Annotated in this window: 27 protein-coding genes; 16 read left to right on the forward strand and 11 right to left on the reverse strand. The window is 66.9% G+C overall.

Annotated elements, in window-relative coordinates:
* Positions 1 to 57: 57 nt before the first annotated feature.
* Complete coding sequence (locus FBY33_RS00630) at positions 58 to 288, forward strand: hypothetical protein (RefSeq protein WP_142028841.1); 231 nt, start codon at positions 58 to 60, stop codon at positions 286 to 288.
* Positions 289 to 326: 38 nt separating this feature from the next.
* Here FBY33_RS00630 and FBY33_RS00635 read toward each other — a convergent pair whose 3' ends face one another.
* Positions 327 to 845, reverse strand: coding sequence for a GNAT family N-acetyltransferase (locus FBY33_RS00635; protein ID WP_142028842.1), 519 nt, complete (start codon positions 843 to 845; stop codon positions 327 to 329).
* Positions 846 to 999: 154 nt separating this feature from the next.
* Here FBY33_RS00635 and FBY33_RS00640 point away from each other — a divergent pair, with 154 nt between their 5' ends.
* Complete coding sequence (locus FBY33_RS00640; RefSeq protein ID WP_142028843.1) at positions 1,000 to 1,479, forward strand: hypothetical protein; 480 nt, start codon at positions 1,000 to 1,002, stop codon at positions 1,477 to 1,479.
* On the opposite strand, the gene FBY33_RS00645 is transcribed toward FBY33_RS00640, so the two are convergent.
* The 3 genes from FBY33_RS00645 to FBY33_RS00655 all read right to left on the reverse strand — a co-directional run bounded on the left by FBY33_RS00645 (position 1,448) and on the right by FBY33_RS00655 (position 6,822).
* Positions 1,448 to 3,424, reverse strand: coding sequence for an amino acid transporter (locus FBY33_RS00645; protein ID WP_142028844.1), 1,977 nt, complete (start codon positions 3,422 to 3,424; stop codon positions 1,448 to 1,450). The two genes, FBY33_RS00640 and FBY33_RS00645, sit on opposite strands and share 32 nt — an antisense overlap.
* Before the next feature lie 141 nt (positions 3,425 to 3,565).
* On the reverse strand, positions 3,566 to 4,249 hold the full coding sequence (locus FBY33_RS00650; protein WP_142028845.1) for a response regulator: 684 nt from the start codon (positions 4,247 to 4,249) through the stop codon (positions 3,566 to 3,568).
* A complete protein-coding gene (locus FBY33_RS00655; protein ID WP_142028846.1) occupies positions 4,246 to 6,822 on the reverse strand; it encodes a DUF4118 domain-containing protein in 2,577 nt (858 codons plus the stop codon). Before FBY33_RS00655 ends, FBY33_RS00650 begins: the two co-directional genes overlap by 4 nt.
* A gap of 141 nt (positions 6,823 to 6,963) precedes the next feature.
* Here FBY33_RS00655 and FBY33_RS00660 point away from each other — a divergent pair, with 141 nt between their 5' ends.
* From FBY33_RS00660 to FBY33_RS00705, 9 genes are all read left to right on the forward strand, one after another.
* Positions 6,964 to 7,164, forward strand: a complete 201-nt coding sequence (locus tag FBY33_RS00660; protein WP_142028847.1) for a DUF2795 domain-containing protein — start codon at positions 6,964 to 6,966, stop codon at positions 7,162 to 7,164.
* Between the two features lie 35 nt (positions 7,165 to 7,199).
* Entirely contained in the window at positions 7,200 to 7,952 is a 753-nt protein-coding gene (locus FBY33_RS00665) for an ABC transporter permease (protein ID WP_142028848.1), read from the forward strand.
* 38 nt (positions 7,953 to 7,990) lie between these two features.
* Positions 7,991 to 9,451 (forward strand): TrkH family potassium uptake protein, encoded by a 1,461-nt coding sequence (locus FBY33_RS00670; protein WP_142028849.1) that lies wholly within the window; start codon positions 7,991 to 7,993, stop codon positions 9,449 to 9,451.
* Between the two features lie 4 nt (positions 9,452 to 9,455).
* Complete coding sequence (locus FBY33_RS00675) at positions 9,456 to 10,136, forward strand: potassium channel family protein (RefSeq protein ID WP_142028850.1); 681 nt, start codon at positions 9,456 to 9,458, stop codon at positions 10,134 to 10,136.
* Between the two features lie 68 nt (positions 10,137 to 10,204).
* Complete coding sequence (locus FBY33_RS00680) at positions 10,205 to 11,317, forward strand: FAD-dependent monooxygenase (protein ID WP_142028851.1); 1,113 nt, start codon at positions 10,205 to 10,207, stop codon at positions 11,315 to 11,317.
* A gap of 8 nt (positions 11,318 to 11,325) precedes the next feature.
* Positions 11,326 to 12,522, forward strand: coding sequence for a cation:proton antiporter domain-containing protein (locus tag FBY33_RS00685; protein WP_142028852.1), 1,197 nt, complete (start codon positions 11,326 to 11,328; stop codon positions 12,520 to 12,522).
* Between the two features lie 404 nt (positions 12,523 to 12,926).
* Positions 12,927 to 13,415: a CBS domain-containing protein gene (locus tag FBY33_RS00695; protein ID WP_142028853.1), complete on the forward strand. Its 489-nt coding sequence runs from the start codon at positions 12,927 to 12,929 to the stop codon at positions 13,413 to 13,415.
* Positions 13,412 to 14,704, forward strand: a complete 1,293-nt coding sequence (locus FBY33_RS00700) for an ArsB/NhaD family transporter (protein ID WP_235010247.1) — start codon at positions 13,412 to 13,414, stop codon at positions 14,702 to 14,704. Before FBY33_RS00695 ends, FBY33_RS00700 begins: the two co-directional genes overlap by 4 nt.
* Positions 14,705 to 14,751: 47 nt before the next feature.
* Positions 14,752 to 14,901 (forward strand): sensor histidine kinase, encoded by a 150-nt coding sequence (locus FBY33_RS00705; protein ID WP_142028854.1) that lies wholly within the window; start codon positions 14,752 to 14,754, stop codon positions 14,899 to 14,901.
* Between the two features lie 9 nt (positions 14,902 to 14,910).
* On the opposite strand, the gene FBY33_RS00710 is transcribed toward FBY33_RS00705, so the two are convergent.
* Together FBY33_RS00710 and FBY33_RS00715 are read right to left on the reverse strand one after the other, a co-directional pair.
* Positions 14,911 to 16,272: a phenylacetate--CoA ligase family protein gene (locus tag FBY33_RS00710; protein WP_142028855.1), complete on the reverse strand. Its 1,362-nt coding sequence runs from the start codon at positions 16,270 to 16,272 to the stop codon at positions 14,911 to 14,913.
* 27 nt (positions 16,273 to 16,299) lie between these two features.
* Positions 16,300 to 16,845, reverse strand: a complete 546-nt coding sequence (locus FBY33_RS00715; RefSeq protein WP_142028856.1) for a YceI family protein — start codon at positions 16,843 to 16,845, stop codon at positions 16,300 to 16,302.
* A gap of 145 nt (positions 16,846 to 16,990) precedes the next feature.
* Here FBY33_RS00715 and FBY33_RS00720 point away from each other — a divergent pair, with 145 nt between their 5' ends.
* Both FBY33_RS00720 and FBY33_RS00725 read left to right on the forward strand, forming a co-directional pair.
* Positions 16,991 to 17,419 carry a hypothetical protein gene (locus FBY33_RS00720; RefSeq protein ID WP_235010249.1) on the forward strand — a complete coding sequence of 143 codons (429 nt, stop codon included), beginning with the start codon at positions 16,991 to 16,993 and terminating at the stop codon, positions 17,417 to 17,419.
* A gap of 42 nt (positions 17,420 to 17,461) precedes the next feature.
* Positions 17,462 to 18,205 (forward strand): CDP-alcohol phosphatidyltransferase family protein, encoded by a 744-nt coding sequence (locus FBY33_RS00725; protein WP_142028857.1) that lies wholly within the window; start codon positions 17,462 to 17,464, stop codon positions 18,203 to 18,205.
* Here FBY33_RS00725 and FBY33_RS00730 read toward each other — a convergent pair.
* Genes FBY33_RS00730 through FBY33_RS00740 form a run of 3 tightly spaced genes read right to left on the reverse strand, consistent with a single transcriptional unit; the run spans position 18,192 to position 20,397 of the window.
* Positions 18,192 to 19,019, reverse strand: coding sequence for an alpha/beta fold hydrolase (locus FBY33_RS00730; RefSeq protein ID WP_142028858.1), 828 nt, complete (start codon positions 19,017 to 19,019; stop codon positions 18,192 to 18,194). The genes FBY33_RS00725 and FBY33_RS00730 overlap by 14 nt on opposite strands.
* Before the next feature lie 54 nt (positions 19,020 to 19,073).
* On the reverse strand, positions 19,074 to 19,748 hold the full coding sequence (locus tag FBY33_RS00735) for a haloacid dehalogenase type II (protein ID WP_142028859.1): 675 nt from the start codon (positions 19,746 to 19,748) through the stop codon (positions 19,074 to 19,076).
* A 40-nt stretch (positions 19,749 to 19,788) separates the two neighbouring features.
* The gene (locus FBY33_RS00740) at positions 19,789 to 20,397 is read right to left on the reverse strand and encodes a flavodoxin family protein (RefSeq protein ID WP_142028860.1); all 609 of its coding nucleotides are present in this window, start codon (positions 20,395 to 20,397) and stop codon (positions 19,789 to 19,791) included.
* 182 nt (positions 20,398 to 20,579) lie between these two features.
* On the opposite strand from FBY33_RS00740, the gene FBY33_RS00745 reads away from it, so the two are divergent.
* The 3 genes from FBY33_RS00745 to FBY33_RS00755 all read left to right on the forward strand — a co-directional run bounded on the left by FBY33_RS00745 (position 20,580) and on the right by FBY33_RS00755 (position 22,102).
* The gene (locus FBY33_RS00745) at positions 20,580 to 20,927 is read left to right on the forward strand and encodes a hypothetical protein (protein ID WP_142028861.1); all 348 of its coding nucleotides are present in this window, start codon (positions 20,580 to 20,582) and stop codon (positions 20,925 to 20,927) included.
* 53 nt (positions 20,928 to 20,980) lie between these two features.
* Positions 20,981 to 21,388, forward strand: a complete 408-nt coding sequence (locus FBY33_RS00750; RefSeq protein WP_142028862.1) for a four-helix bundle copper-binding protein — start codon at positions 20,981 to 20,983, stop codon at positions 21,386 to 21,388.
* 162 nt (positions 21,389 to 21,550) lie between these two features.
* Positions 21,551 to 22,102, forward strand: coding sequence for a DUF305 domain-containing protein (locus FBY33_RS00755; RefSeq protein WP_235010251.1), 552 nt, complete (start codon positions 21,551 to 21,553; stop codon positions 22,100 to 22,102).
* Positions 22,103 to 22,223: 121 nt separating this feature from the next.
* On the opposite strand, the gene FBY33_RS00760 is transcribed toward FBY33_RS00755, so the two are convergent.
* Complete coding sequence (locus tag FBY33_RS00760) at positions 22,224 to 23,264, reverse strand: hemolysin family protein (RefSeq protein WP_142028863.1); 1,041 nt, start codon at positions 23,262 to 23,264, stop codon at positions 22,224 to 22,226.
* Positions 23,257 to 24,633 (reverse strand): hemolysin family protein, encoded by a 1,377-nt coding sequence (locus FBY33_RS00765; protein ID WP_142028864.1) that lies wholly within the window; start codon positions 24,631 to 24,633, stop codon positions 23,257 to 23,259. The genes FBY33_RS00760 and FBY33_RS00765 overlap by 8 nt, the downstream gene beginning before the upstream one ends.
* Between the last annotated feature and the right edge of the window lie 26 nt (positions 24,634 to 24,659).

Consider the following 24,659-nt stretch of genomic DNA (forward strand, 5'->3'; position numbering starts at 1 on the left):
TGGTGGCGATCCGGGCGGAATCTATGCACACGACATCACCGGTGCAACACTGCATTGATGAACATACGTGAGTGGTGGCCGCTGATCCCTGCGGAAACACGCGGCTGGCTCATGGCCCACAATGGCGAACCGCTGCCGCCGCACGTCATCGCCGACATCAAGGCAGCTACCGGCGGCACGACCGATGCTGACTGGGCTCTCCAGACATTGGATGGCCCGCAGCTGTCCGACGAGGCCGTCGATTGGATCGAGGCTGTCGCCAACGATGAAGAGCCGACGACTGGCTGACACCTTCGCTGTGAGCAGCGGGGCCAGCTCCGGGCGGGCTATTCCATGCCGGCCACCCCGCTGCGGCGTTCCAGGAGCAGGGTGTCCTGCCAGTGGCCTGCCTTCGGGCCGTGGCTGATCCTGGCAATCCGTTCCCTTGTTCCCACCACCCGGAAACCGAGGCGCTGGTGCAGGGCAAGGCTTGCCGTGTTCTCCGGGAAGATGCTGGACTGGATGGTCCAGATCCCTGCGGCTTCGGTGGAGCCGATCAGGGCGTTCAGGAGGAGCCGCCCCACGCCCCGCCCGTGCGTTTCCGGCGCAACATAGATGGAATGCTCGACGACGCCCCGGTAAACCTCCCGGGACGACACGGACGATACCGCGGCCCACCCCAAAACCCTTCCCGCGTCCTCGGCGATCAGCCGGTGCCCTGGCAACCGGCCGCCGTCGAACGCCTCCCAGGTGGGCGGCTCGCTCTCGAAGGTGGCCTCCCCCGTGGCGATGCCTGCTGCGTAAATGGCGTGGACCGCGTCCCAGTCCTCAGGGCACATGGGGCGGATGGTGACGGGGCTGTGCATGGCTCCCATTATCGTGCCGCCACCGCCGCCTCCAGCCCCGCCGAGGTGGGACGGGTGTAAAGAATCTGTCATTAAATCGTCCCGGCCGCCCCGTTTCGCGGACACGGTCCTTTGATGGAGGCATAGACGCCGTGTGTTGAGGCAAGGAGCGCAGATGCGATGGGATGAGGTGCCCGAAGACAGGGGCAGGGTCAGGTTCGCCGCGGCGGCTGACGCCGTTGAGGGCTACGGCGGCCGTGGGCTGAACGGCCGAGCCCTTCATCCGGCCGCAGGTTACCTTTTCCCTGACCAGGACGGCGAGGGCTGGTGGGTCATTTTCCAGCCCTGGCCGTCCCCTGGTTTACCGGGATCGCCGGGGCATAAAGTCCCCGGCGACCTCCTCGCCTGCAATGATTCCTACGGCGACATGGTGCATGTAGTGGTGCTGGCGGCGGGAGTTTGGGAGGACGACGCCGAGGCCGCGTTCCGCGCGAACCTCCCGTCGAGCCTCGCGGACGCCGCCCGCATTGCAGCCTCGGTTGCGCATGTGGCGGGATCAGGGAACAGGGACGGGACGGTGCGGAATGGGGCGGTGCAGCATCGGGCCGCGGCGGAACCTCCAGTCAGCCCACGTGGACCCATGGACGCTGGGTGACATCCGGCACCGCCTCGCGCAGCACTTCCCTGGTCACGGGCGCGATTTCACCCTCGCCCAGGAACAGGAACCGGACGAGGTTGGTGATGGGGTTGCCCTCCGTCCAGCGGAAGTAGATGTGCGGCATCAGCCCTGTGACGTCCCTGATGTGCAGCAGGACGGAGGCGATGGTGTTGGGGACTACGGGTCCGTGGACTTCGAGGATGTGGTAGCCGTGGCGGGTCACGCCATTGACGTACAGTTCGGTTTCGAAGTCTGAGGAGTCGTCCACGACGACCTCAAGGAACAGGGCATCACCGGCCAGCGGGAGGTGGCTGACCTCGATGGCTGATTCGAGTTTGTCCCGGTATGCCTCCGGAGACAGCCGCAGGGGTTCGTGCGCGATGATGGTGATGGGCCCGTCCAGGGTGCTGGACATGAACTCCAGGGCCTGCTGGTCCAGATGCACCCGGGTTGCGTGCAGCTCAAAGGAACGCCGGACCCTGGACAGCAGTGAAATGACGATGATGCCCAGGATGAACACGGCAGCGATCCGGATGCCTTCAGGGCGTTCAAAGATGTTGGCCACCGTGGTGTAGGCGAACACCACCGAGATGGCGCCGAAGCCGACGGTGAGGTTCCGTTGCCCGCGCCGGCGCACCGACAACGTGACGGCCACGGCCGCGGAGGTCATCAGCACCAGGACGCCGGTGGCATAGGCACCGCCCTGGGCATCGACGTCGGCGTTGAAAATGAACGTAATCAGGAATCCGATCAGCGTGAAGACGAGCACCAGGGGCCGCACGGCCTTGGCCCAGGCCGGGGCCATGCCGTATCGCGGCAGGTACCGCGGCACCAGGTTCAGCAGGCCGGCCATGGCTGAAGCGCCCGCGAACCAGAGGATGCCGATGGTGCTGATGTCATAGACGCTGCCGAACCCCACGCCGAGGTATTCGTGCGCCAGGAAGGCCAGGGCACGGCCGTTCGCCTGGCCGCCGGGCTGGAACTCCTGTTCCGGAATCAGGACAACGGTAATGAAGCTGGTGGTCAACAGGAAGACGCTCATGATCCCCGCGGCCGTGGTGAGCATGCGCCGGGCCCCGCGGATGCGGCCCGCCGGGTTTTCTTCCGTATCGTCCGCAGCTCCCCGGACCTGCGGCATGACGGCAACACCGGTTTCGAAACCGGACAGGCCCAGGGCCAGCTTGGGAAACACGAGCAGCGCGATGGCCACCGCCATCAGGGGGTTGCCGTGGGATACCCAGAGGTTCGTCCACCAGTCCCCCATGGCTCCGGGGTGGGAGATGACCTGCATCAGGGTGACAACTACCACTACGGCGTTCAGGCCCAGGTAGAGGACCACCAAAACGACGGCGACGCCGATGGCTTCCTTGAATCCACGCAGGAACACGGCCGCCAGCAGGGCAAGCAGGAAAAGCGTGACGGGGACGTTTTGATTTTGGAGCCACCCGGGGGCAACGGGGTTGCCGATCAGGTGCGCTGTGGCGTCGGCTGCCGAGAGGGTCATGGTGATCATGAAGTCGGTGGCGGCGAATCCGAGCAGGACCAGCACCAGGAGTTTGCCTCCCCAGCGCGGCAGCAGCCGCTCAAGCATGGCGATGGAGCCCTCACCGCGGGGGCTCTCACCGGCAACCCTGCGGTACACCGGCAAGGCACCCAGCAGCGTCACCGCCACCAGCACCAGGGTGGCCAGCGGGGAGATGACCCCGGCAGCCAGGGCGGCGATGGCCGGCTGGTAGCCCAGGGTGGAGAAGTAGTCCACACCCGTGAGGCACATGACCTGCCACCAGGAATGCTTCTTTTCGTGCTGCGTGGGCACACCGCCCGGACCCTGGTGGGCGCCCTTGCTGTCCTGCAGGCCAAACAACAGCCAGTCCTCAAGGGCCTTCCTGCCGTGCGGGTGAGGCGCGGAGGGATCCGCCGGGGGCCTGCTCAACGTGGTCATGTCTGCCTTTCCGCGCTGCCCTGTGCACCGCGACCACTGCGAAGCTAGCACCGGCGGAAACCGCTCCAGCGCGAAAAAGGGAATTCTTGATGTTTCCTTTACGGGCGATGTACGACGGCGGCGGGGGCCTGCCGCGGTGTGTCACGGCTCGAAGCGGTACCCCATCCCCGCTTCCGTCAGTAAGTGCCGGGGCCGCGCCGGGTCCGTCTCCAGCTTGCGGCGCAACTGGCCCATGTAGACGCGCAGGTAATGGGTCTCATTGTCGTAGCCGGGGCCCCAAACCTTCCCGAGCATCTGCTGCTGCGTTATGAGCCGTCCGGGGTTGCGCACCAGCAGTTCCAGGATTGCCCACTCGCGCGGGGTGAGCCGGACCGGATCCCCCGCCCGCGTCACCCTGTGGTTTGCCAGGTCCACCTCGAAGTCCCCCACATCGACGGCGGGCGAGGGATCCGCCACCGCCGGGCTGCCGCTCCGGCGGCCGGCAACCCGCAGCCGGGCCAGGAGTTCGTCAAGCCCGAACGGCTTGGTCACGTAATCGTCCGCCCCGGCATCCAGCGCCCGGACCTTGTCCACGGAGCCGTGCCGCGCTGACAGCACGATGATGGGCATACTGCTGGTGCGGCGGATCCTGGTGATCACGTCCACGCCGTTGATGTCCGGCAGGCCCAGGTCCAGCACCATGGCGTCCGGGTGGCTGCCCTCCGCGTGCTTCAGGGCGGCCATCCCATCCAGGGCAGTGAGCACCCGGTAGCCCTCCGCTTCCAGGTTCACCTGGAGGGCGCGCAGGAGCTGCGGCTCGTCATCAACAACCAGTACGGTCCTCATGATGTGCTGGTGCCTGCTTTCCCGGGAACGTTGGACATGGCCCGTCCGGCCGGGAGGGGCAGGCGGATAATCATCGTCAATCCTCCGCCGGGGGTGGGTTCGGCCAGCAGCTGGCCGCCCATGGCCTCGGTGAAGCCTTTCGCGACGGCGAGGCCAAGCCCCATGCCGAGGCCAGCGGGAGCATCATCGAGGCGCTGGAAAGGCTGGAACATGCCCTCAACCGCGGCAGCGGGCACGCCCTGGCCGTGGTCAACGATGTGCAGCTCGCCGAACCGTGTGCCGCCGTCGTCTGCTCCCCTGGTCCCCGCCGAGACACCAACGATGATGACGTCCGAATCCGGCGCATACTTGAGCGCGTTCTCCACGATGTTGGCGATGACCCGCTCCAGCATCCCCTGATCGGCGTCCACGGCGGGCAGGCCGGGGGCGAGGTCAATCCGGATGCGGTCCGCCGGGAGTCCGCGCAACGCGTCCTCGATCGCATCGCGCCATGTGACCGGGGCCGTCAGCGGCGCAGCCGAACCGCTGGAGATCCGGGACATGTCCAGGAGGTTGGAGATCAGGGCATCCAGGCGTTCCGTGTAGGACTCGATCGTCCCGAGCATCTCGGCCTGCACCTCCTCCGGCAGCCTGCGGCCTTGGCGCCGCAGGGCCGTGACGGCCAGCTTTATCCCGGCCAGCGGGGTGCGCAGGTCATGGCCAACGGCCCCCAGGATGGCTGTGCGGACGTTGTTGCCCTCGGCCATTTTGGCGGTGCTTTGCAGGGTGCGCTGAAGGGCATGGCGTTGGCGCAGCAGCAGGAGGTGGGCCCCGTGGGCTGCCAGGAGGAGCCGGTCACCGGCTGTCAGGGCCCGCCCGGAGAGGACCAGGGCCGTCCGGGCATCGGCAAGTTCCACGCTGTCCGTCAACGACACGGCGTCGGGGGAGGGTAGTGCCGCGTCGCCCGCAAAGGCCTGAAGTTCCCACGCCGATCCGGCGCCTTCCGAGACCGTGAACAGCCCGGCGGACCGGACCTGGAAGGTCTCCCGGAGCTTGTCCATGAACGCCGCGACGGTGTCGTCGGCGAGGAGCGCGTCGTGGGCGAGGTCCGCCAGGGTGGTGGCTTCCGCGCGTGCACGCAGGGCCTCCCGTGCCCGCCTGGCGGACAGGCCCACCACCAGGGAGACGGCCACCGCCGCGCCCAGGAAGACCAGCAGTGCGAAGACGTTTTGCGGATCACTGATGTTGAGGGTTCCCACCGGGTCCGTCTGGAAGTAGTTGAGCAGCAGCGAACCCAGGACGGCTGCGAGCACTGCCGGCCACAGGCCCCCGATGAAGGCCACCGCCATCACCCCGGTCAGGTGCACGAGGGCATGGGTGGCGAGGTTCAGGTCCGGGCTGACGGCAAGGGCTGCCGTCAGCAGGACCGGCAGGAGTACGGCCAGGACGAAGCCGATGGTGGTGCGCGCACGGCCCAGCCCGCCGGGTGCCGGCTTGGGCAGGCCACCGCCGCCCTGGGGATGGGACACGATGTGCACGTCGATGTCCCCGGAACCCCGGACCACTTTGGAACCTACTCCGATGCCAAGGACCCGTTCCCACAGGCGTCCCGGCGAGGCCCCGATGACGATTTGCGTGGCGTTGACGCTGCGGGCATACTGCAGGAGCGACTCCGCCGTGTCCTCCCCGGACACCGTGTGGCAGGTGCCGCCGAGGTCGGTGGCCAGGTGCCGCTGCGCGTCCAGTAACTGGCCTGACGTGGCGGCGCGTTCCTCCGCCCGCCGCACATGCACGGCAAGCAGGTCGCCCCCGTTGACCCTGGACAGAATCCGGGCTGCCCTCCTGATGAGCATTTCCCCTTCGGGGCCGCCACTGAGCCCTACCACGACCCGCTCGCGCGCGGGCCAGGTGGCGGTGATCCCCTGGCTCCTCCGGTAACTCGCCAGGCCTTCATCCACCCGGTCCGCCAGCCAGATCAAGGCGATTTCACGGAGGGCGATGAGGTTGCCCAGGCGGAACCCGTTGGCCAGGGCAGCCTCGATCCTGTCCTTCGGGAAGACCTTCCCGTCGGCCACCCTCTGGCGCAGGAGTTCCGGTGCTATATCCACCAGCTCGATGTAGTCGGCGCGGCGCACCACGGCGTCCGCGACCGTTTCATCGCCCGGTTCGCCGGTGACTGCTGCAACAACGTCTTTGAGTGAGGCCAGGTGCTGGACGCTGAGGGCTGTCAGCACGTCCGTCCCCGCCGCCAGAAGTTCCTCGATGTCCTGCCAACGGTGTTCATTCCTGCTGCTGCCCGGAGCGTTTACGTGCGCATATTCGTCGACGACCGCCACTTCCGGCTTCCGCGCAAGCACGGCCTCGACGTCGAGCTCGGGTACCTCCGCTCCGTGGGCGGCCTCTGGCAGCCGCGGCGCCACGACGTCGAGCCCGTCAAGAAGCTGCCTGGTTTCCTGCCTGCCGTGGTCCGCTGCGATGCCGACGGCGACGTCCCTGCCGCAGGCCGCAAGGCGGTGCGCTTCCCGCAGCATGGAGTACGTGGTGCCGGCCCCTGCCGCCGCACCCAGGAAGATCCGAAGCGTTCCCCGTGCCATATCCACAGTCTTATCCCCTCCGGCCGCCCGGACCAACTCGCTGCGTGCACCGGCCCGGCGCGGGGCTACGATAAGTCCACCGCGGCCCGAACGTGGTGGACCACGGCGAGCAGAACGCACACCGAAAGGAAACCCGGCACCATGGCTGACACCCCCAACCCCATCCAGGTCCAAAAATTCCTGGGCGGCATCGACTACCCCGCGAACCGCGAGGACCTGCTGTCCCGCGCCAAGGACTCCGGCGCCGACAGCAACGTGATCCAGGCCCTCGAGGAACTCCCGGACCGGGAATACGACAGCCCGACGGCGGTAAGCTCAGCGATTTCGGACAGCAACTCCTAGGCAGGTCCTTCCGCCTGCGCGGCTAAGCTGGCGGCATGCCCGCCCTTTCCGCCCTGCTGCCCACCCTCGTGGCCGTCGCCATCCTGGCGGCACTCACGGTGGGCGTCCTCCGGGCGGCGCGGACGCCGTCGTACCTCTCCCCTGCCCTGGCCATCCTCCGTGGGGCGGCCCAGCTCGCGGCCATCAGCCTGGTGCTGGGCGGCGTCATCAGCAGCCCGCTCTGGGTGGGGGCGGCCCTGCTGGTCATGTTCAGCGTGGCATCCGTGACGGCGACGCGGCGGCTCACCTGGTCCTGGCGGCGCTTTGCCCTGGTGGCCGCGACCATGGCCGCGGGCATCCTGGTGACCCTCGCGGTCGTCTTTGGAACGGGTGCCATCGAGTTCGCGCCGCGGTACCTGCTGGCCGTGGGCGGAATCGTGATCGGCAACTCCATGACCATTGCCACCCTGGCCGGCCGCCGCTTCTTTGAAGCCGTGGTGGAGCAATGGGACCAGGTGGAGGGCTGGCTGGCGCTGGGCGCAACGCCGCGGCAGGCCACCCTGGTCCAGGCCCGGCAGGCGGTGCATTCGGCCCTGATCCCGTCCACGGACCAGACCAAGACCACCGGGCTGGTCACCCTTCCCGGCGCGTTCGTGGGTGCAATCTTCGGGGGCGCCTCGCCGCTGGAGGCCGGCCGGTTCCAGGTGCTGGTGCTGGCCTCGATCATGGCGGCCGGGTCCATCACCGCCGTCGCGCTGATCCGCTCGCTGGGGAGCGTGTTGGTGCGGCCCCTGCCGGTCAGCCCTTGAAGCACGGCAGGGCGTGCCGCGGTGGTACCGTGGCCGCTATGCACCTGAAGGCTTACCAGCGCGGCACCCCAACGCCACGCCGGAAGATTAAGCCGAGCCCGCCGTCACGCGTCCGCAACGCCACGAACGACGCCGGCACCTGGCTGCGCACCCTGCCACACCTGGTGCGCCGCGCAGCGCCCCGCCACCCCGCACAGCTGATTGTCCTGGGTTTCGCACTGGCCATCGCAGTAGGAACGGGACTGCTGATGCTGCCGGCGGCCAAGGCCGGAGCTGGCGCCGCCTCCCCGCTGGAGGCCCTGTTCACGGCCACTTCGGCGGTGTGCGTCACCGGGCTGATCACGGTGGACACGCCCGTGTTCTGGACCGGGTTCGGACAGGCCGTCATCCTTGTCCTGATCCAGGTAGGCGGCTTTGGCGTCATGTCCTTCGGCACGCTCCTGGGCGTGTTCGCGGCAAGAAGGCTGGGCCTGCGGTCGCGGATGCTGGCAGCCGCCGAAACCAAGAGCGTGGGCTTCGGAGACGTCCGCCGCGTCCTGCTGGGGGTCTTCCTGATTACCCTCACCGTGGAGGGAACCCTGGCCGGGATCCTCACCCTGCGGTTCCTGGTGGGTTACGGCTATCCTCCCGGCGAGGCCATCTGGCATGGTGTCTTCCATGCCGTCTCCGCATTCAACAACGCCGGATTTGCGCTCTACACAGACAACCTGATGGGTTTCGCCCGCGACCCCTGGGTCATCCTGCCGATCGCTGCCGGCGTGATCATTGGCGGCCTTGGCTTCCCGGTGCTGTTTGAATTGCGGCGGCAGTACCGCCGGCCCGTCTTCTGGAGCATGAACACCAAACTGGTGCTGGTGGGCACAGCCCTGCTCCTGGTGCTCGGCACGGCCTTCCTGACGGCAGTCGAATGGACCAACAGCGCAACCCTTGACGGGCTGGCCCCGGGCGAACGGCTCATGAACGGCTTCTTCCAGTCCGTCATCACCCGCACCGCCGGCTTCAACAGCATCGACATCGGCCAGATGCACCCGGTTTCCTGGATGGGCATGGATATCCTGATGTTCATCGGCGGCGGGCCGGCCGGTACCGCCGGTGGTTTGAAAATCACCACCTTCGCTGTGCTGTTCTTCATCCTGTCGACCGAACTGCGCGGCGGCACCGCCGTCAACATCTTCGGTAAGCGGCTCTCCCGGGCCGTGCACCGGCAGGCCATCACCGTGGTGCTGCTCGCCATCGCCGTCGTTACCGCGGCCACGATGTTCCTGATGCTGATCACCGATTTCGGCCAGGAGCGCATCCTCTTCGAGGTAGTCTCCGCGTTCGCGACAGTGGGCATGTCCACCGGCATCACCGCCGGCATGCCCCCTGCCGGCCAGGTGGTCCTGATCCTGCTGATGTTCATCGGCCGCCTGGGCCCCGTCACACTCGGCACCGCACTGGCGGTGCGGAGCAGGCCCATCATGTACGAATACCCCAAGGAAAGGCCCCTCATTGGTTAAGGACATGTTCACCCGGAAAGCCGGGCGCGTGGCGCAGGCGGACTCCGTGGTTGTCATCGGGCTGGGCCGCTTCGGCGGCGCGCTGGCGCTGGAACTCGAAGCCCAGGGCACCGAAGTGCTGGGCATCGACAGCGACGAGGACATTGTCCAGTCCTATAACGGCCTGCTGACGCATGTGGTCCGGGCAGACTCCACCAAGGAGGAGGTGCTGCGCCAACTCTCCGTCCACGAATTCGACCGCGCCGTCGTAGGCATCGGAACCGACCTGGAAGCGAGTATCCTCACCACGTCCCGGCTGCTGACCTTCAAGCACCCGCAGATCTGGGCCAAGGCCATCAGCGAACCGCACGCCGAAATCCTGGTTCAGTTGGGCGTCGAAAACGTGATCCGTCCCGAGCACGACATGGGCCGGCGGGTGGCGCACCTGGTGCGCGGTTCCATCCTTGACTACGTGGAATTCGAAGACGACTTTGTCATGATCCGCACCCAGCCCCCGTCCGAGGCGAGGAACCGTCCCCTCGGCGTCCTGGGGCTGCGGGACCAGTACGGGATTACCATCGTGGCCGTCAAAAGACCGGGCGCAACCTGGCAGCACACCACCGCCCAGACCGTCCTTTACGACGACGACCAGATCATCGTGCAGGGCCCCAAGAACCTTGCGGAGCGGTTCAGCACGATGCTGTAGGCTCCGGCGCGGAGAGGCCCGCCGTCGGAGCCCTATAGTCCTCCGGGCCGGTGCACTACCCTGAGGGGGTGGCACAGCCTACGGTACTGATTTGCGGGGCAGGAATTGCCGGGCCCACCCTGGCGTTCTCGCTGGCCCGGCGTGGATTCGCTCCCACCCTGGTGGAACGGTCCCGCGGGTTGCGGTCCAGCGGCAACCCGGTGGACGTCCATGGAGAAGCCACCGGCATCGCACGCCGCATGGGTGTCCTTTCCCGCCTGCAGGCAGCCGCCACCCAAGCGCCGGGACTGACGTTCGTGACCCCGTCCGGGCACAGGATAGGCCCGCTGCGCCTGGGCCGACCCCGCGGAGACGACCTCGAGGTGCCGCGGGCAGATCTGGCGGCGGTCCTCTGCGAGGCAGCCGCGGACGGGACCGAGTTCATGTTTGGGGATTCAGTCACCGCGCTGCAGCCGGACGACGGCGGCGTGGACGTTACGTTCGAACGCTCACCGGCGCGGCGGTTCCACCTGGTGGTGGGCGCCGATGGGTTGCACTCCACCGTCCGCAGGCTGGCCTTTGGCCCGGAGACAGACTTTGTCCGGCCGCTTGGCCTGTACATTGCCACGCTGTCCCTCGGGCGGCCGGCGGCCGACCCCATGACGGTCCTCATGTACAACCAGCCAGGTTTGTCGCTGGCCATCCACCCCGTCCGCGGAACTGCCGGAGCCGGATTCATCTTCCGGGGACCAAAGCATCCCGGCGCCGAGTACCGCGACCCGGAGACCCAGCGACGGATCGTCGCAAATGCCTACAGCCGGCACCATTGGCCCGTACCCGAGCTACCCGACCTGCCCGGCCAGGTACGCGACGCCCCGGACCTCTATTTCGATGCAGTCAGCCAGGTGCGGCTGCCGGGCTGGTCCCGCGGGCGGGTGGCCCTGCTGGGCGATGCAGCATCCTGCGTGTCCCTGTTCGGGGACGGGTCCAGCATGGCCATGGTGGGCGCCAGCACCTTGGCCGAGGAGTTGTCAGCCACCCCCGCCAACCCCAGGGAGGCGTTCCGCCGGTACGAGACCCGCCACCGCAAGCTCGTTGCCTCACGCCAGAGCGGGTACCGCCTCGGAGCGGCCCTTCTCGTCCCCGCTTCCCGTGCCGGCCTCACCGTCCGGAACCTCGCCGTCCGTCTGCTGCCGGGCTGATGATGGCCATGGAAACAGCGCTGCTCCTGTCCTTCGCCGTCCTGCTGCTCATCGGGGTGCTCATCTCCGAGCGCGCCCACCGGACAGTGCTGTCCACGGCCGTGCTCTTCCTGGTGGGCGGATTCCTGCTGGGACCCGGCGCCCTGGGCTTCATCAGGGTCTCGGCGGGCGACCCGATTGTGGGAGGCCTGGCCGAGCTGGCGTTGTTTTCGGTCCTCTTCACGGACGGGATGCGTGTTGGGTTCGGTGACCTGCGCTCCGCCTGGCGGCTGCCCGGCCGGGCCCTGCTGCTGGGACTGCCGCTGACCCTCGCCCTGACCGCAGTGTTTGCCCACGTCGTGGCAGGGTTGCCGTGGCTGGAATCCTTCCTCCTGGGCGCCATCCTGGCCCCGACCGACCCGGTGTTTGCGGCCGCCATTGTGGGCCGGGAAGAGGTTCCGGGCAGGCTCAGGCACCTCCTGAACGTCGAATCCGGCGTCAATGACGGCCTCGCCCTGCCGATCGTGTTGATCCTGCTGGCCGCCGCCGGCGGAAGTGATGCCCGCGGCGAGGAACTGCTGTTCGAGATTGTCCTGGGCATCCTGGTGGGTGTTGTGGTGCCCGTGGCCGTCCTTGCCCTGGAACGGCTGCCTTTCCTGCAGGCGACCAGGTCACTCCAGCCCCTGCTGGCGGTCTCCATCGGGCTGCTGGTGCTGGCCATCTGCCAGGCGACCCACGCCAACCTGTTCCTGGGGGCCTTCGCCGCCGGCATCACGGTGGCCACCCTGGGCCGGGGACTCCGGCACGAGTTTGAGCAGTTCGGTGAGCTGGTCACCGAACTGCTGAAGCTGGCGGCCATCATGGTTTTTGGCGCCCTGATCACCCCGGTCTTCCTCTTCAGCGAGATCCCCTTTGCCGGCTGGATCTTCGCCCTCCTGGCACTGCTCATTGCCCGGCCCTTGGCCCTGCTGGTGTCCTTCCTGGGGGCCAAATTGAGTATGCGCGAGCAGGCGGCGGCCATGTGGTTCGGACCCAAGGGGTTCGCCTCGGTGGTGTACGGCCTGATCATCCTGGAATCCGGCACCGCACGTGCTGATGAGGTCTACCACCTGGTGGCCCTGGTAATCGTGCTCTCCATCCTGTCCCACTCCTCCACGGACGTCCTCATCGCCCGCCAATTCGGTGAACGCGTAAAGAGCCCAGGAAAGCGGACGGAACATGCCTGACCCGCCCCGCGACTAGCCACAACAGACCGGGACTGCCATGAAAGCTATCGTCGTCGGGGCCGGCATCGCCGGCCTGATCGCAGCACCAGTGGACCGGCTCCTCGAACTCTGCCCCGAGCACCCATACGATGACGACGTGGCCCAGATCGTCATGCCTGCCTGGCACAAGGGACGTGTGGTCCTGGTAGGTGACGCCTGCGGCGCAGGAATCCGGCCGGCGGGCTGCTGCGTCATTCCTTCCCCGGAACAGGATGCGGCGGTTGCTGCGGCGGTGGGTCATCAAGTCAAGCCACCTGCCCGGGATCGACAGGATAGTGGCCCGGCAAATCCTGCGCAGGATCGCATCCTAATGGTTGGATGGGTTTGCGTTACCCCCGTCTGTCCATCGAAATGCTAGGAGCGCCGTGCGTGCCGAGGACCTGAAAGTTTCCCTGCCCGTCGTCCGCCGGGAAACCACGGCTGCCGAGGCCGGGCGGCTGATCGCGGACAGCGGCCTGGTGGGGCTGGTGATCGCGAACCGGCGTGGAGTTCCCACCGCCATTGTCTCCGCCGTCGACGTCCTGCGGCTCATGCTGCCCGGCTACCTGCTGGACGATGTCTCCCTCGCCGCAGTTTTCGACGAGGCCGCGGCCACCGAATTGTGGGACCACATCTCCGAGCGGACCGTGGGCGAAATGCTCGACGACGAGGGCGTTGCCGTCCGCAAAATTCTTTCCATCGAGTCCGACGCCACCCTGGTGGAGATCGCGGCGCGGATGGTGGACGCCAGGACCCAGATCGCCCTGCTCCAGGATTCACCTCCCGACGCCCCAATGTTCGTGACGCTTCCTGCCGTCATCAGCGCCGTCCTGGCAACAGCCCGCGGCACCGGGACCGGAGCCGGGGACCAGTGACCATCCAGGTTGTGCTTGCGCTCGCGGTCTTCCTGGCGGCCTATGTCCTGATCGCTACCGAAAAGCTGCCGCGGCTGACCACGGCGCTGGGCGGCGCCGCGGCGATGGTCCTGATCGGGGCCACGGACGACCAGGGGATGTTCTTCTCGCCGGAGAGCGGAATCGACTGGAACGTCATCTTCCTCCTGCTGGCCATGATGATCATCGTCGGCATCATCAGGCAAACCGGGCTGTTCGAGTTCCTCGCCATCTGGGCAGCGAAAAAGGCCAGGGGCTACCCCTTCCGGATCATGGTGATCCTGGTGCTGATCACTGCCGTGCTTTCGGCATTCCTGGACAACGTCACCACCGTCCTGCTCACCGCTCCCGTGACGCTCCTGGTCTGCGAACGCCTGGCGGCGCCCCCTGTGCCGTTCCTGATCGCGGAAGTAATGGCCAGCAACATCGGCGGCGCGTCCACACTCATCGGCGACCCGCCCAACATCATCATCGCCAGCCGCGGAAACCTGACCTTCAACGACTTCATCATCAACCTGGCGCCCATCGTGGCAGTCCTCCTCCTGGTCTTCATCGGGCTGTGCCGCGTGATGTTCCGCACCGCCTTCCGCTTCCATCCGGAGCGCGCGGCCCGCGTTATGGCGCTGAACGAGAGGGAGGCCCTTGGCGAAAGGCAGTTGCTGGTGAAATGCCTGGTGGTGGTGGGGTTGGTGCTGGCCGGTTTCGTTGCCCGCCCGTTGCTTGGCCTTGCACCGTCCGTGGTGGCCATGCTCGGCGCGGGCTTCCTGGTGCTACTTGCCCGCCTGGAACCGCGGAAGGTGTTCGCGGACGTGGAGTGGGAGACGCTTCTGTTCTTCGCCGGCCTCTTCATCATGGTTGGTTCCTTGGTCAACCTGGGGGTGGTCCGCTCAGTGGGCGAATTCATGGCGGGCCTGATCGGGGAGCAGTACGACGTCGCCGCCCTGGCCTTGCTGGGAGGTTCGGCGGTGCTGTCCGGCATCATCGACAACATTCCCTACGTCGCCACGCTGGCCCCCATCACGCAAAGCCTGGTGGAGGCAGGTGGCGATCCGGCCAGGCCCCTTTGGTGGGCGCTGGCCCTCGGAGCTGACCTGGGTGGCAATGCCACAGCCGTTGGAGCCAGCGCCAATGTGGTGGTCATCGGCATTGCGAAGCGATACGACCACCCCATTTCGTTCTGGACCTTCACCAAGTACGGGCTGGTGGTCACCGCAGTGACCATCGGGCTTTGCCTGCCGTACCTGTACATCCGCTATTACCTGTTCGGATAACGGCGGGGCGCCGGGGCCGGTCCCTGCCGGACCTGGTGCGGGATGTTATGCAGGACCGGGAGGACGACCCGCCCGGCACCGGGCTGGGCCTGGCCACCGCTGCCCGGATCGCCGTCGCGAGCGGAGGACGGCTTGAAATCGGACCCGTCCCCTGGGACGGCACCATGGTCACCATCCGCCTGGGCGCCAACAGCTGACGCGATGCCTCAGGGGTGGTCCCTCAGGGCGCGGACCATCGGCGCTTTTCCAAGGGCCGTCCGTTCAAGCTGGGCCACCACCTTCACGTCCACGGGGGTATGCAGCGCACCGGCGGTGAGGAGGGCGTCGGCTACCGCCGCCCGGATTCCTTCCACGGATTGCCCGGGCGTGAGTCCGGCCAGCAGCACCCGCAGCCCGGAGGGTTCCTGGACCACCTGCCAGCCTGCGACGGCGGCCTGGTCCAGGACACGGTGGAAAACGTTCGGGTGCACGTGGGCAACTCCTGTCCTGCCGGGCAGCTGCAGGACGTCCTCGATGCGCCCCTCGATTTCCTCCAGGATGGTGAAGCTTCGCCCGCAGGGGCAGCCCCTGCGGCCCAGCCTTACGGTGTCGGACATCTCGTACCTGATCAACGGCAGGGTGCGCGAGAACAGGACGGTGGCCAGGAGCCTGGCCCCGGTTGTCCCGGCGGGCACCGGCCTGCCTGCCTGGTCCACGGGCTCGATAATCACGAGGTCCTCGTAAACGTGCCGGTTCCGGTAGGTGCAGGGGGAAGCGATACCGGCCGTTTCGGTGGCGGCGTAGACGTCGAACGGGGCACGTCCCCACGCGGCTTCCAGTTCCGATGCGGCGTGGGGGCTGAGCACTTCGGAGGCTGACATGACCCCCTGCGGCGCAATGTGCAGCCGCCCGGCCTGCTGCTCTGCGGCGAGGGGTTTGAGTGCTGAGGCGTAACCGACGAGGATCCTGGGTTGGAACCGGTTCAGCGCGGCCACGTTCGCATCCATGGGAGCGGTGACGTCCAGGCGGAGGGTGGGGATGATCCTGGAGCGCACGGAGGCGCCGACGACGGCTGACTGGTGGGTGGGCACGCGCGAGCTGACCAGTGCCACCTTCAGCGGCCGGGTCAGGCCGGCGGAGATCCCGGCCCAGTCATTCGCTCGGGCGTACGAGGCCAGGACCGAAGCCCATTCCGAGCGGTTCCAGACGAAGATTCCGCGGCGGCCGGTGGTCCCGGCCGTCGCCGCCGCCCACCACCGGCCCCGCCACGGCCGGCCGGGGTCTCCGCCGCTCCCGGCCAGGGACCGCAGATGCTCCTCCAGTTCCGCCATCGTCAGATCCGGGGTGGTGATGGCCTCGTCGAAATGCTCCATCAGGTCGGCTTTGGTCACCGGCGGCAGCTGATCCAGCGGAGCGTCATGCAGGCCCGCGTGTTGCCGGCGGTAGAACTCCGAGCCGGCGTAGGCGGCCCGGCGCAGCTCCTTCAGGGCATGGTCCTGATGGGCTGCGATCCGGGCAGCGTCCCAGCGGTCCCGCTTCCGCAACGCGGCCCGCAGGTACAGCACGTGGGAGACGAGGCGGAGGTCCACAATGCACCGCCTGACGGTTACGGCCTGTCAGCCCTGCTTGACCAGCGCTGCCTCCAACGTGATCTTCACCTTGTCGCTGACCAAAACGCCGCCGGCTTCCAGGGCAGCGTTCCAGGTCAGGCCGAATTCCTTGCGGCTGATTTCGGCTTCTGCGGAAAAGCCGGCCCGGGTGGCGCCAAAGGGATCTACCGCAACGCCGGTGAACTCCACTTCAAGCTCCACGGGACGGGTGACGCCCTTGATGGTCAGGTCCCCCGTCAGGGTGTACTCCTCCCCGTTCCCTTCAATGTGGGTGCCGCGGAACGTCATCTCCGGATACCGCTCGACGTCGAAGAAATCCGCACCCTTCACGTGCGCGTCCCGGTTGGCGTCACCGGAATCGAAGCTGGCCGTGGACACCGTGGCGTGGACCGAGGACTCTTCCAGGGAATGCCCAACCCGGGCCTCGGCGCTGGCCTCCGTGAAGCGGCCGCGCACCTTGCTGATTCCGGCATGGCGGACGCTGAAGCCGACCTCGCTGTGTGACATGTCCAGGAGCCATGTTCCGGGCGTGAGTTCCTTGGGAAGGGTCATGGTCATTCTCCTTACTCGTAGGGCCGCAGGCTTCGCTGCCCGATACAGGCGCAAGACTACGGATGCCCCTAAATATTCCCCATAAAACCCGCAGATATAAGGGGGCCGGGTGAACCGGGAGGGAACTTCCGGCGTATACATAAGCGTGGCACTACGATTACTGACCGCACTGGCGCTGTTCATCGATGCCGGCGTCCATCTCTTCCTGGCCCCGGGTCACCAGGACGCGCAGCCGGGCACCGTCAGCCAGGGCACCCTGTTCCTCCTCGAAGCGGCCGCCGCCGTGATAGCCGGGGTCTGGGTGCTGGTGCGCGGAAGCCGCCCGGCTTATGCGCTGGCCTTCGCTGTGGCACTCAGCGCGTTCGCCGCCGTCGTGCTCTACAGGTATGTGGACATCCCGGCGATCGGACCGATCCCGGCGATGTACGATCCCGTCTGGTTCTTCTCCAAGACCCTCAGCGCTGTCGCGGAGGGAGCCGGGGCGCTGCTGGCGCTCGCGGGCCTGGTCCGCACCGGCCGCAGGGGAAGGGCCGACGCCGGCACCAGGTTCCCCGCCGGACGTCGCCGGCCGTGATGATCACCGCAGCCGTTGGTACCATGCGGGTGGAGGTGGCTGATGAGCGCAGCTGAGCGGGCAATGCCGGACGCCGTAGCCACCCTGGCCGCCTACCTCCTGGCGGCCCTGTGGCTGTCATCCCTGTCCGCCTCCGGGCTGGTCCCCCAACTGGCAGGCCTGTGCGCCGGCGCCCTGGTGACCGCGGCCGCCGTCGGCTCTGTCCTGCGGCGCATCCCTCGCTTCTCCACTCCGGCAGACCGCGTCACCCTGCTGCGGGCCGTCCTGGTGGCCCTCTGCGCCGTGGTGGCTGTTCCGCAGCTGTTTACCGGGCGCGACCCTGACCTCCTCCTGCCGGTCCTGGGCGGCATTGCCTTCCTGCTGGATGGGGTCGACGGAGCGGTGGCGAGGCGCACGGGAACAGCTTCCCCGGCGGGGGCACGCTTCGATGCCGCCACCGACGCCGCACTGGTGCTCGTGTTGTCGGTCGCAGCCGCCGTGGTGGCGGGACCGTGGACCGTGGCGATCGGGGGCATGTACTACGTGTTCGTGGCGGCGGGGTTCTTCCGCCCCCACCTTCGCGCTGCGCTCCCGCCCAGCTTTTCCCGCAAGGCCATCGGCGCCTTCCAGCCGCTGGCGCTGCTGGTGGCACTTCTCCCCGGCATCCCGCTGACCGCCGCCTTCCCGGCCCTGGCGCTTGCCCTGCTCACGTTTTCCTTCACCCGGGATGTAGTCCAGTTGGAGGCCCGGCCCCGTTCGGGGCTGCTGGACGCCGCCCTGGCGCGGACCGGACCTACTGCCCGTTAGCCAGGTGGTCCAGCATGGCAGCGGCCACAGCGCCCGGTGAATCCTCGGTGGGGATGTGCTTGCCGTCCACCTCCACCAGGTCCGCGTTGGGGATCTCTTTCACGTAGCGGTGGGCGAACTCAATCTTTTGGAAATCGTCGTCCCGGCCCCAGACCAGGCGGGTGGGAATGGCAGCTTCCTTGAGGGCCGGCACCAGGTCCAGGGTGTAGCGGGCATCGGCCGCCGCAGCCATGGCCATCCAGGACCGCGCCCGCGCCGGAGACTGCCAGGGAGACAGGTAATCTTCCAGTTCGTCCTCACTGAGGGTCCGCAGCGCGCAGGCCTGGGTGGATTTGCGGCGCGCGGCAAGGAGATCCTCCTCCGTGGTGTTCCGGCGGACCGCTGGGTCCCGGAAACGTTCGACGGCGGGCACCGGCCAGGAGTCGAACATGACGGCGTTCATCAGCACCATCTTCCGGATTCTTCCGCTGGTGGCGGCGAGCTGCTGGGCCACGCCGCCGCCGATGTCATGCGCGGCAACGTCGAACTGCGCGATCCCCAGGGCGTCCGCAGCCTGGAGCACTGTCTGCGCCAGGGCCGGGACGGTGCCCTGCTCAACGTTTAGTTCTCCCCCGCTGCGGCCGAACCCGGGAAAGTCGATGGCATAGCAGCGGCTGTGTGTGGCCAGGGCCGGCAGGACGGGCTGCCACACGCGGCTCCAGAAGGTGCCGTGCAGCAGGATCAGTGGCGGGGCGGTTTCGTCCCCGGTGGTGAGGTAGGACAGCGGAATGCCGTCCACCTCAACGGTGCGGCGCTCGACGGCAGGTGCTGCCATGGGTGGTCTCCGTTTCCGATGGGATGTGCGGTGTCAGTGGTGACGGTGGCGTGCCTAGGCGGCGAGCACCGCGGGCAGTTCCGTCAGCGCCTTGATGGTGATGTCCGGGGCCCGGAAGTATGACGGGTAGCGGGTGCCGGCCCTGTTCAGCCAGGCAGTCCGAAGCCCGGCCCTTGCTGCCCCGTGGATGTCCCAGGGGTGCACGGCGACCAGCAGCATGCTTGAAGGCTCCGCTTGTGCCGATGCTGCCGCGTGCTCATAGGCGGCCCGGGCCGGCTTCCAGGCCGGGGCGTCCTCCACGGACAGGAGCAGCTCGAAGTGGTCCCTGATACCGCCCGCAACAAACAGTTTGTTGGTGTTGGCTGCCGCCCCGTTGGTCAGGGTGATCAGCCGGTGCCCGGCGGCGGCCAGGGCACGCACGCCGTCCGGGACGTCCGGGTGCAGTGACAGGTTCTGCATGGCCGTCATGATCCGTTCGACGGCGGGGTCAAGGTCCCCGGAGATCCCTTCGGCTGCCAGCAGGGTGCGGAGGGCTTCGGCACCGATGGCCGCGAAGGCTTCGTTGTCACCGCTGGCGGTAAGGGCGAAGCCGTCCCGCAGCAGGGTGGCGAACCAGAGCTTTGCCAGCTCCCGCGGTGCCCCGATCTGCGCGAATGCTTCGGCGAGCGGGGCCATGTCCGACAGGGTCTCGTTGACGTCAAAAACAATAACCAGCGGTTGGGCGGGCATGATCTTCCCTTCCTGTTTCCGGAGGCGGACTATGAGTCTGCTACTTGGCGGGGTACTGGCTGGAGCGCAGCAGCCGGGCCAGGTGCACGGCGTTGCCGGCCAGCCCTGCATTGGTGGCGGCCACCGGATCCGGCACCTGGTCAAGGTCCTTGAAGTCCACGGTCTGCATGGCCTCGCCCACCCAGTAGGTGCCGCCCTGCGCCGGCAGGCTGAAACCGACATCGTTAAGGCCCTGCATCATGTCGGCGATGACCTTGTGCGCCCCGTCCTCGTTGCCCACCACCGCGACCGTGGCCACTTTCCCGTACATGACGGGCCGGCCGTCGTCGTCCGTTTCGGACAAATCCGCGTCCAGGCGCTCCATGACCTGCTGGGCCACGCTGCAGGGGTGGCCCATCCAGATGGGCGTGGAGAGGACCAGGATGTCCGCCGCCAGGATCCGCTCGCGGATCCCGGGCCACTGGTCCCCGTTGCCCATGTCCACCTGCACGCCGCGCTTCACGTCATAGTCCACGATCCGCAGGGAGTCTGTGGTGACACCCTGGCCTTCCAGTTCGTCCAGGATGTGCTGGGCCATCAGCTCGCTGCTGGAGGGCTCCGGGGAAGGCGTCAGGGTGCAAACGAGGGCAAGAGCGGACAGTTCGGACATCGGCGGAAACTCCCTTGATTTTCGCAGCGAAAATAGTCAGTCTACTTAGCAGTAGATCACAGGGGGTGCCGGCTGCACTACGGAAACTGTGATGACAGGTGCTGCGCAGAGAGGAGACGGTGACGAGGCCAGGGAGAATCCATGGAACTGCCGTTCGCGTGCCTGCAGCACCGCGAACTGTCTTGACGTGGCTTCTCATGGCCGTCCTGCTGGTGGCCGCAGCTTCCTACTCGCAAGGCAGCAGGTACACCCTGGTGGCAGGGCAGGACTCGGTCCAGGCCCCGGCCCACACCTCAGCCCAGACAGCAGCAGCCGCCCATCCACAGGATGATTCACAGCAGGATCATGCCTGCTGCCAGCGCTACCCGGCGTCGCGCAGCGAACCGGCGCCGCTGAGGACGGCTGTGCCGGACCCACCCGCCGTGGCGCTGGCCACCGGCACGGAATCCCTCCTGGCCAAGGGCCCTCCGGATGCCGAACCGAGGCGCCAGGCCCTCACACTGGACCAACTCTCCATCAGCCGGACGTAGACGGGACGCTGTTCCCCGCCCACAACTCCGATGACCAGAAATGAGAGACCACAATGACTCACATCCAGTCCATGCTGGACACCTATCCCAAGGACCTTGGAAACCTGGACAAGGGCAAGCTCGCCGAGTGCATCAAGGCCTGCTTCGAATGCGCCCAGACCTGCACGGCCTGCGCTGACGCCTGCCTCAGCGAGGACATGGTGGCGGAACTGACAAAATGCATCCGCACCAACCTTGACTGTGCTGACATCTGTGCTGCCACGGGCAATGTCCTCTCCCGCCACACGGGGTACGACGCCAATATCACCAGGGCCATGCTCGAAGCCTGCCGGGCCGCATGCAAGGCCTGCGGTGACGAATGCAGTGAGCACGCTTCCATGCACGAACACTGCCGCGTCTGCGCCGAGTCCTGCCGCCGCTGCGAGCAGGCGTGCGCGGACCTGCTCGCCTCCCTCGGCTGAGGCATCGCGGCAACAACCGAAAACCGCTGGAACCTCCCAACGCGGGCCCGCTAACAACGCGGCTCCGCGGTGGGGTTTCTGCGCGTGCTGGAACAGCGCTGATGGAACGGTACTGCCGGGCAGCCGGCAAAGGCCGTTCCCAAGTCTTGAAAGGAAATTCCCGTGAGTTCAGAAAATTATCCAAACCGGAAGAATCAACAGGGTCAACACCAGCATGAAACCCAGGACGGAACCGGCCAGCAGCGGGACGGGGCCAACGGCGGCCACGGGTCATCCCAGATGTACTGGAAATTTGCCATCATCCTGCTGGTGAGCCTCGCCCTGATGTGGGTGCTGTCCATGTCGATGGTCCGCTCGATCGACCACTTCTATTTCAACCTGAGCAACTTTTGGATGGCATTGCTGATGGTGTCGGCCATGGCCGTGGTCATGCTGGTGGGCATGTGGTCGATGTTCAAGAACCGGAAGGCGAACATCGCCATGCTTGCCGGCTTTGCGGTGCTGTTCATGGCGGTGTTCGCCCTGGGAAGGACGGAGACGTTCGTGGGGAATGAGCAGTTCCTGAAATCCATGATCCCGCATCACTCCCGCGCGCTCCTTGTCTGCCAGGAGTCGGACATCACCGACCCGGAGATCGTCAAGCTGTGCGATTCGATCGTGAAGTCCCAGCAGGAGGAGATTACCCAGATGAAGGCCATTCTCGACCGCTACTAGCCGGCTGGCGGCACTCATCTGCAGCCCCGCCCAAACCGCCGCGGGCCATGCGAAGGGCGCCGCTCCGGTTACGGAATGGCGCCCTTCCGTTTGCCCTTGGCCGTCCTCGGCGGCCCGGGCGTTAGGTGCTGGTGGCGTCCTGCACCTCGCCCACCAGTTCCTCAATGATGTCCTCCAGGAAGAGGACACCGGTGGTGTTCCCCTGGGCATCGAAGACCCGGGCCACGTGGGCCCCGGTTCGGCGCATCGTGGCCAGAGCGTCCTCCAGTTCGCCCCCGCTGTAGGCGGAGGCAAGACGGCGGATCCGTTTGGCCGGGACGGGCTGGGTGAATTTCTCCTGAGTGGTCAGGTCCATGACGTCCTTGAGGTGCAGGTAGCCGGAGGGAACGCCGTAATCATCGGTGAGGATGTAGCGGGAGTACCCGTGCCCTGCGACCGCATGCTGGATGTCAGCAGGCGTGGCCGATTCGGGCAGGAGCACCATCTGCCCGATGGGCACCTCCACGTCGGCCACGGTCTTGGTGGTGAACTCGAAAGCCGCGCTCAGGGTTCCGGTGGTGTCCGTGAGCATCCCGTCACGGGTGGACTGCTCCACGATGTTTGCCACCTCGTCCAGGGTGTAGGCGCTGGTGGCCTCATCCTTCGGTTGCACCTTGAACAGGCGCAGGATCGAGTTGGCAATCCCGTTCAGCGCCCAGATCACCGGTCTGACCAGCCGGGAGACCATCACCAGCGGCGGTGCCAGGATCAGCGCCGCCCGGGTGGGCACCGAGAAGGAGATGTTCTTGGGGACCATCTCGCCCAGGACCACGTGCAGGAACGTCACCAGCAGCAGCGCAGTGACGAATGCGATGATGCCGATCGCTTCATAGGACAGCGACGTCAGGCCCAGCGGGATTTCCAGCAGGTGGTGGATAGCAGGCTCGGACACGTTCAGGATCACCAGGGAACAGACGGTGATACCCAGCTGGCTGGTAGCCAGCATGAGGGTGGCGTGCTCCATTGCCCACAGGGTGGTCTTCGCGGCCTTGCTGCCGGCCTCAGCCTTGGGCTCGATCTGGGAACGGCGGGCCGAGATGACGGCGAACTCCGCCCCAACGAAGAACGCGTTGACCACCAGGAGCACCACCAGCCAGATAATGCCGGGAAGATATTCACTCATGGGTCAGCTCCTGCGTCAGGTCATCAACGATCCGGTCATCAACGATCCGGTCATGGGCACTCTTGGATGCTTCCCGGGACTCGTCCGGGGTAAATCGGATCCGCTCCACGTGCGTGCCCAGGACGCGCTCCACGCGGAGGGTGCCGCCGTTGATCTGCACTTCATCACCCAGCTCGGGGATGCGGTCCAGCAGGTCTGTGACGAAGCCGGCCAGGGTGTCGTACTCCTCGCCGTCCGGCACGGAAATCCCGGTCCGGTCCAGCAGCTCATCCGGGCGCAGGGACGCGTTAAAGGTGATGGACCGCCCGGTCCGCACCACGCCGGTCCGGGCTCTGTCGTGTTCGTCCTCAAGCTCGCCGACGATTTCCTCCACCAGGTCCTCGAGAGTCACGATGCCGGCGGTTCCGCCGTGCTCGTCCGAGACGATGGCCACCTGCAGGCCCTGCTTGCGCAGCAGCACAAGGAGCGTATCCACACCCATGGATTCGGGCACCCGCAGGGGTTCGATCATCAGCTCTGACGCGGTGACGCGGGCGCGGTCCGCCAGGTCCACGGCGAAAGCCTGCTTGACGTGCAAGACTCCCAGCACGTCGTCGCGGTCCTCCCCGATGACGGGAAACCGGGAGTACCCGGTGGTGGTTGCAAGCGCCACAACGTCCTCGGCCGTGTCGTCGGCGTTGACCGCGGTCATCCGCACACGCGGCGTCAGGACATCGGCTGCGGAGTGCTTCGAGAACCGGAGGGTGCGGTGCAGCAGGACGGCGTGGTCGGCGTCCAGGAGGCCCTCAAGGGCCGAGCGGCGCACCAGCGAGCTGAGTTCCTCGGCGCTGCGGGCGCCGGAAAGTTCTTCCTTTGGCTCGATGCCGAAGGAGCGGATGACCGCGTTCGCGGTGTTGTTGAACAGCAGGATCACCGGTTTGAACACCGTGGTGAAGAGGGCCTGGAACGGGACAACGAACTTTGCGGTGGCCAGGGGCAGGGCAAGGGCAAAGTTCTTGGGCACCAGCTCGCCGATCACCATCGAGAAAACAGTGGCAGTAAAGATGGCTGCCACCGCGCCGATACCGGGCACAACGGCTTCGGGCAACCCCGTGGACAGCAGGGGTCCACGCAACAGCGAGCTGATCGCCGGCTCGAACGTGTAACCAGTGAGCAGGGTAGTCAGAGTGATTCCGAGCTGCGCACTTGAAAGGTGCGTCGAGGTGATCTTCAGCGCCTTGATCGTAGGCTTAAGTCGCTTTTCCCCGCGCGCCTGGCGGGCTTCAAGATCGTTCCGGTCCAGATTGACCAGCGCAAACTCTGAAGCAACAAAGAAGCCGGTACCGACCGTGAGGATGAGGCCGATGCCGAGCATGATCCATTCATACATTCGGGCGCCCCTCTCCCGTGGTGGCC

This window comes from Arthrobacter sp. SLBN-112 (assembly GCF_006715225.1).
Taxonomy (GTDB): Bacteria; Actinomycetota; Actinomycetes; order Actinomycetales; family Micrococcaceae; genus Arthrobacter.

Excerpts from the sequence above, each read along its gene's own strand:
- FBY33_RS00630 (WP_142028841.1), top strand. The coding sequence starts at position 58 with ATGAACATACGTGAGTGGTGGCCGCTGATCCCTGCGGAAACACGCGGC.
- FBY33_RS00635 (WP_142028842.1), bottom strand. The coding sequence starts at position 845 with ATGCACAGCCCCGTCACCATCCGCCCCATGTGCCCTGAGGACTGGGAC.
- FBY33_RS00640 (WP_142028843.1), top strand. The coding sequence starts at position 1,000 with ATGCGATGGGATGAGGTGCCCGAAGACAGGGGCAGGGTCAGGTTCGCC.
- FBY33_RS00645 (WP_142028844.1), bottom strand. The coding sequence starts at position 3,424 with ATGACCACGTTGAGCAGGCCCCCGGCGGATCCCTCCGCGCCTCACCCG.
- FBY33_RS00650 (WP_142028845.1), bottom strand. The coding sequence starts at position 4,249 with ATGAGGACCGTACTGGTTGTTGATGACGAGCCGCAGCTCCTGCGCGCC.
- FBY33_RS00655 (WP_142028846.1), bottom strand. The coding sequence starts at position 6,822 with ATGGCACGGGGAACGCTTCGGATCTTCCTGGGTGCGGCGGCAGGGGCC.
- FBY33_RS00660 (WP_142028847.1), top strand. The coding sequence starts at position 6,964 with ATGGCTGACACCCCCAACCCCATCCAGGTCCAAAAATTCCTGGGCGGC.
- FBY33_RS00665 (WP_142028848.1), top strand. The coding sequence starts at position 7,200 with ATGCCCGCCCTTTCCGCCCTGCTGCCCACCCTCGTGGCCGTCGCCATC.
- FBY33_RS00670 (WP_142028849.1), top strand. The coding sequence starts at position 7,991 with ATGCACCTGAAGGCTTACCAGCGCGGCACCCCAACGCCACGCCGGAAG.
- FBY33_RS00675 (WP_142028850.1), top strand. The coding sequence starts at position 9,456 with ATGTTCACCCGGAAAGCCGGGCGCGTGGCGCAGGCGGACTCCGTGGTT.
- FBY33_RS00685 (WP_142028852.1), top strand. The coding sequence starts at position 11,326 with ATGGAAACAGCGCTGCTCCTGTCCTTCGCCGTCCTGCTGCTCATCGGG.
- FBY33_RS00705 (WP_142028854.1), top strand. The coding sequence starts at position 14,752 with ATGCAGGACCGGGAGGACGACCCGCCCGGCACCGGGCTGGGCCTGGCC.
- FBY33_RS00715 (WP_142028856.1), bottom strand. The coding sequence starts at position 16,845 with ATGACCCTTCCCAAGGAACTCACGCCCGGAACATGGCTCCTGGACATG.
- FBY33_RS00725 (WP_142028857.1), top strand. The coding sequence starts at position 17,462 with ATGAGCGCAGCTGAGCGGGCAATGCCGGACGCCGTAGCCACCCTGGCC.
- FBY33_RS00730 (WP_142028858.1), bottom strand. The coding sequence starts at position 19,019 with ATGGCAGCACCTGCCGTCGAGCGCCGCACCGTTGAGGTGGACGGCATT.
- FBY33_RS00735 (WP_142028859.1), bottom strand. The coding sequence starts at position 19,748 with ATGCCCGCCCAACCGCTGGTTATTGTTTTTGACGTCAACGAGACCCTG.
- FBY33_RS00740 (WP_142028860.1), bottom strand. The coding sequence starts at position 20,397 with ATGTCCGAACTGTCCGCTCTTGCCCTCGTTTGCACCCTGACGCCTTCC.
- FBY33_RS00750 (WP_142028862.1), top strand. The coding sequence starts at position 20,981 with ATGACTCACATCCAGTCCATGCTGGACACCTATCCCAAGGACCTTGGA.
- FBY33_RS00760 (WP_142028863.1), bottom strand. The coding sequence starts at position 23,264 with ATGAGTGAATATCTTCCCGGCATTATCTGGCTGGTGGTGCTCCTGGTG.
- FBY33_RS00765 (WP_142028864.1), bottom strand. The coding sequence starts at position 24,633 with ATGTATGAATGGATCATGCTCGGCATCGGCCTCATCCTCACGGTCGGT.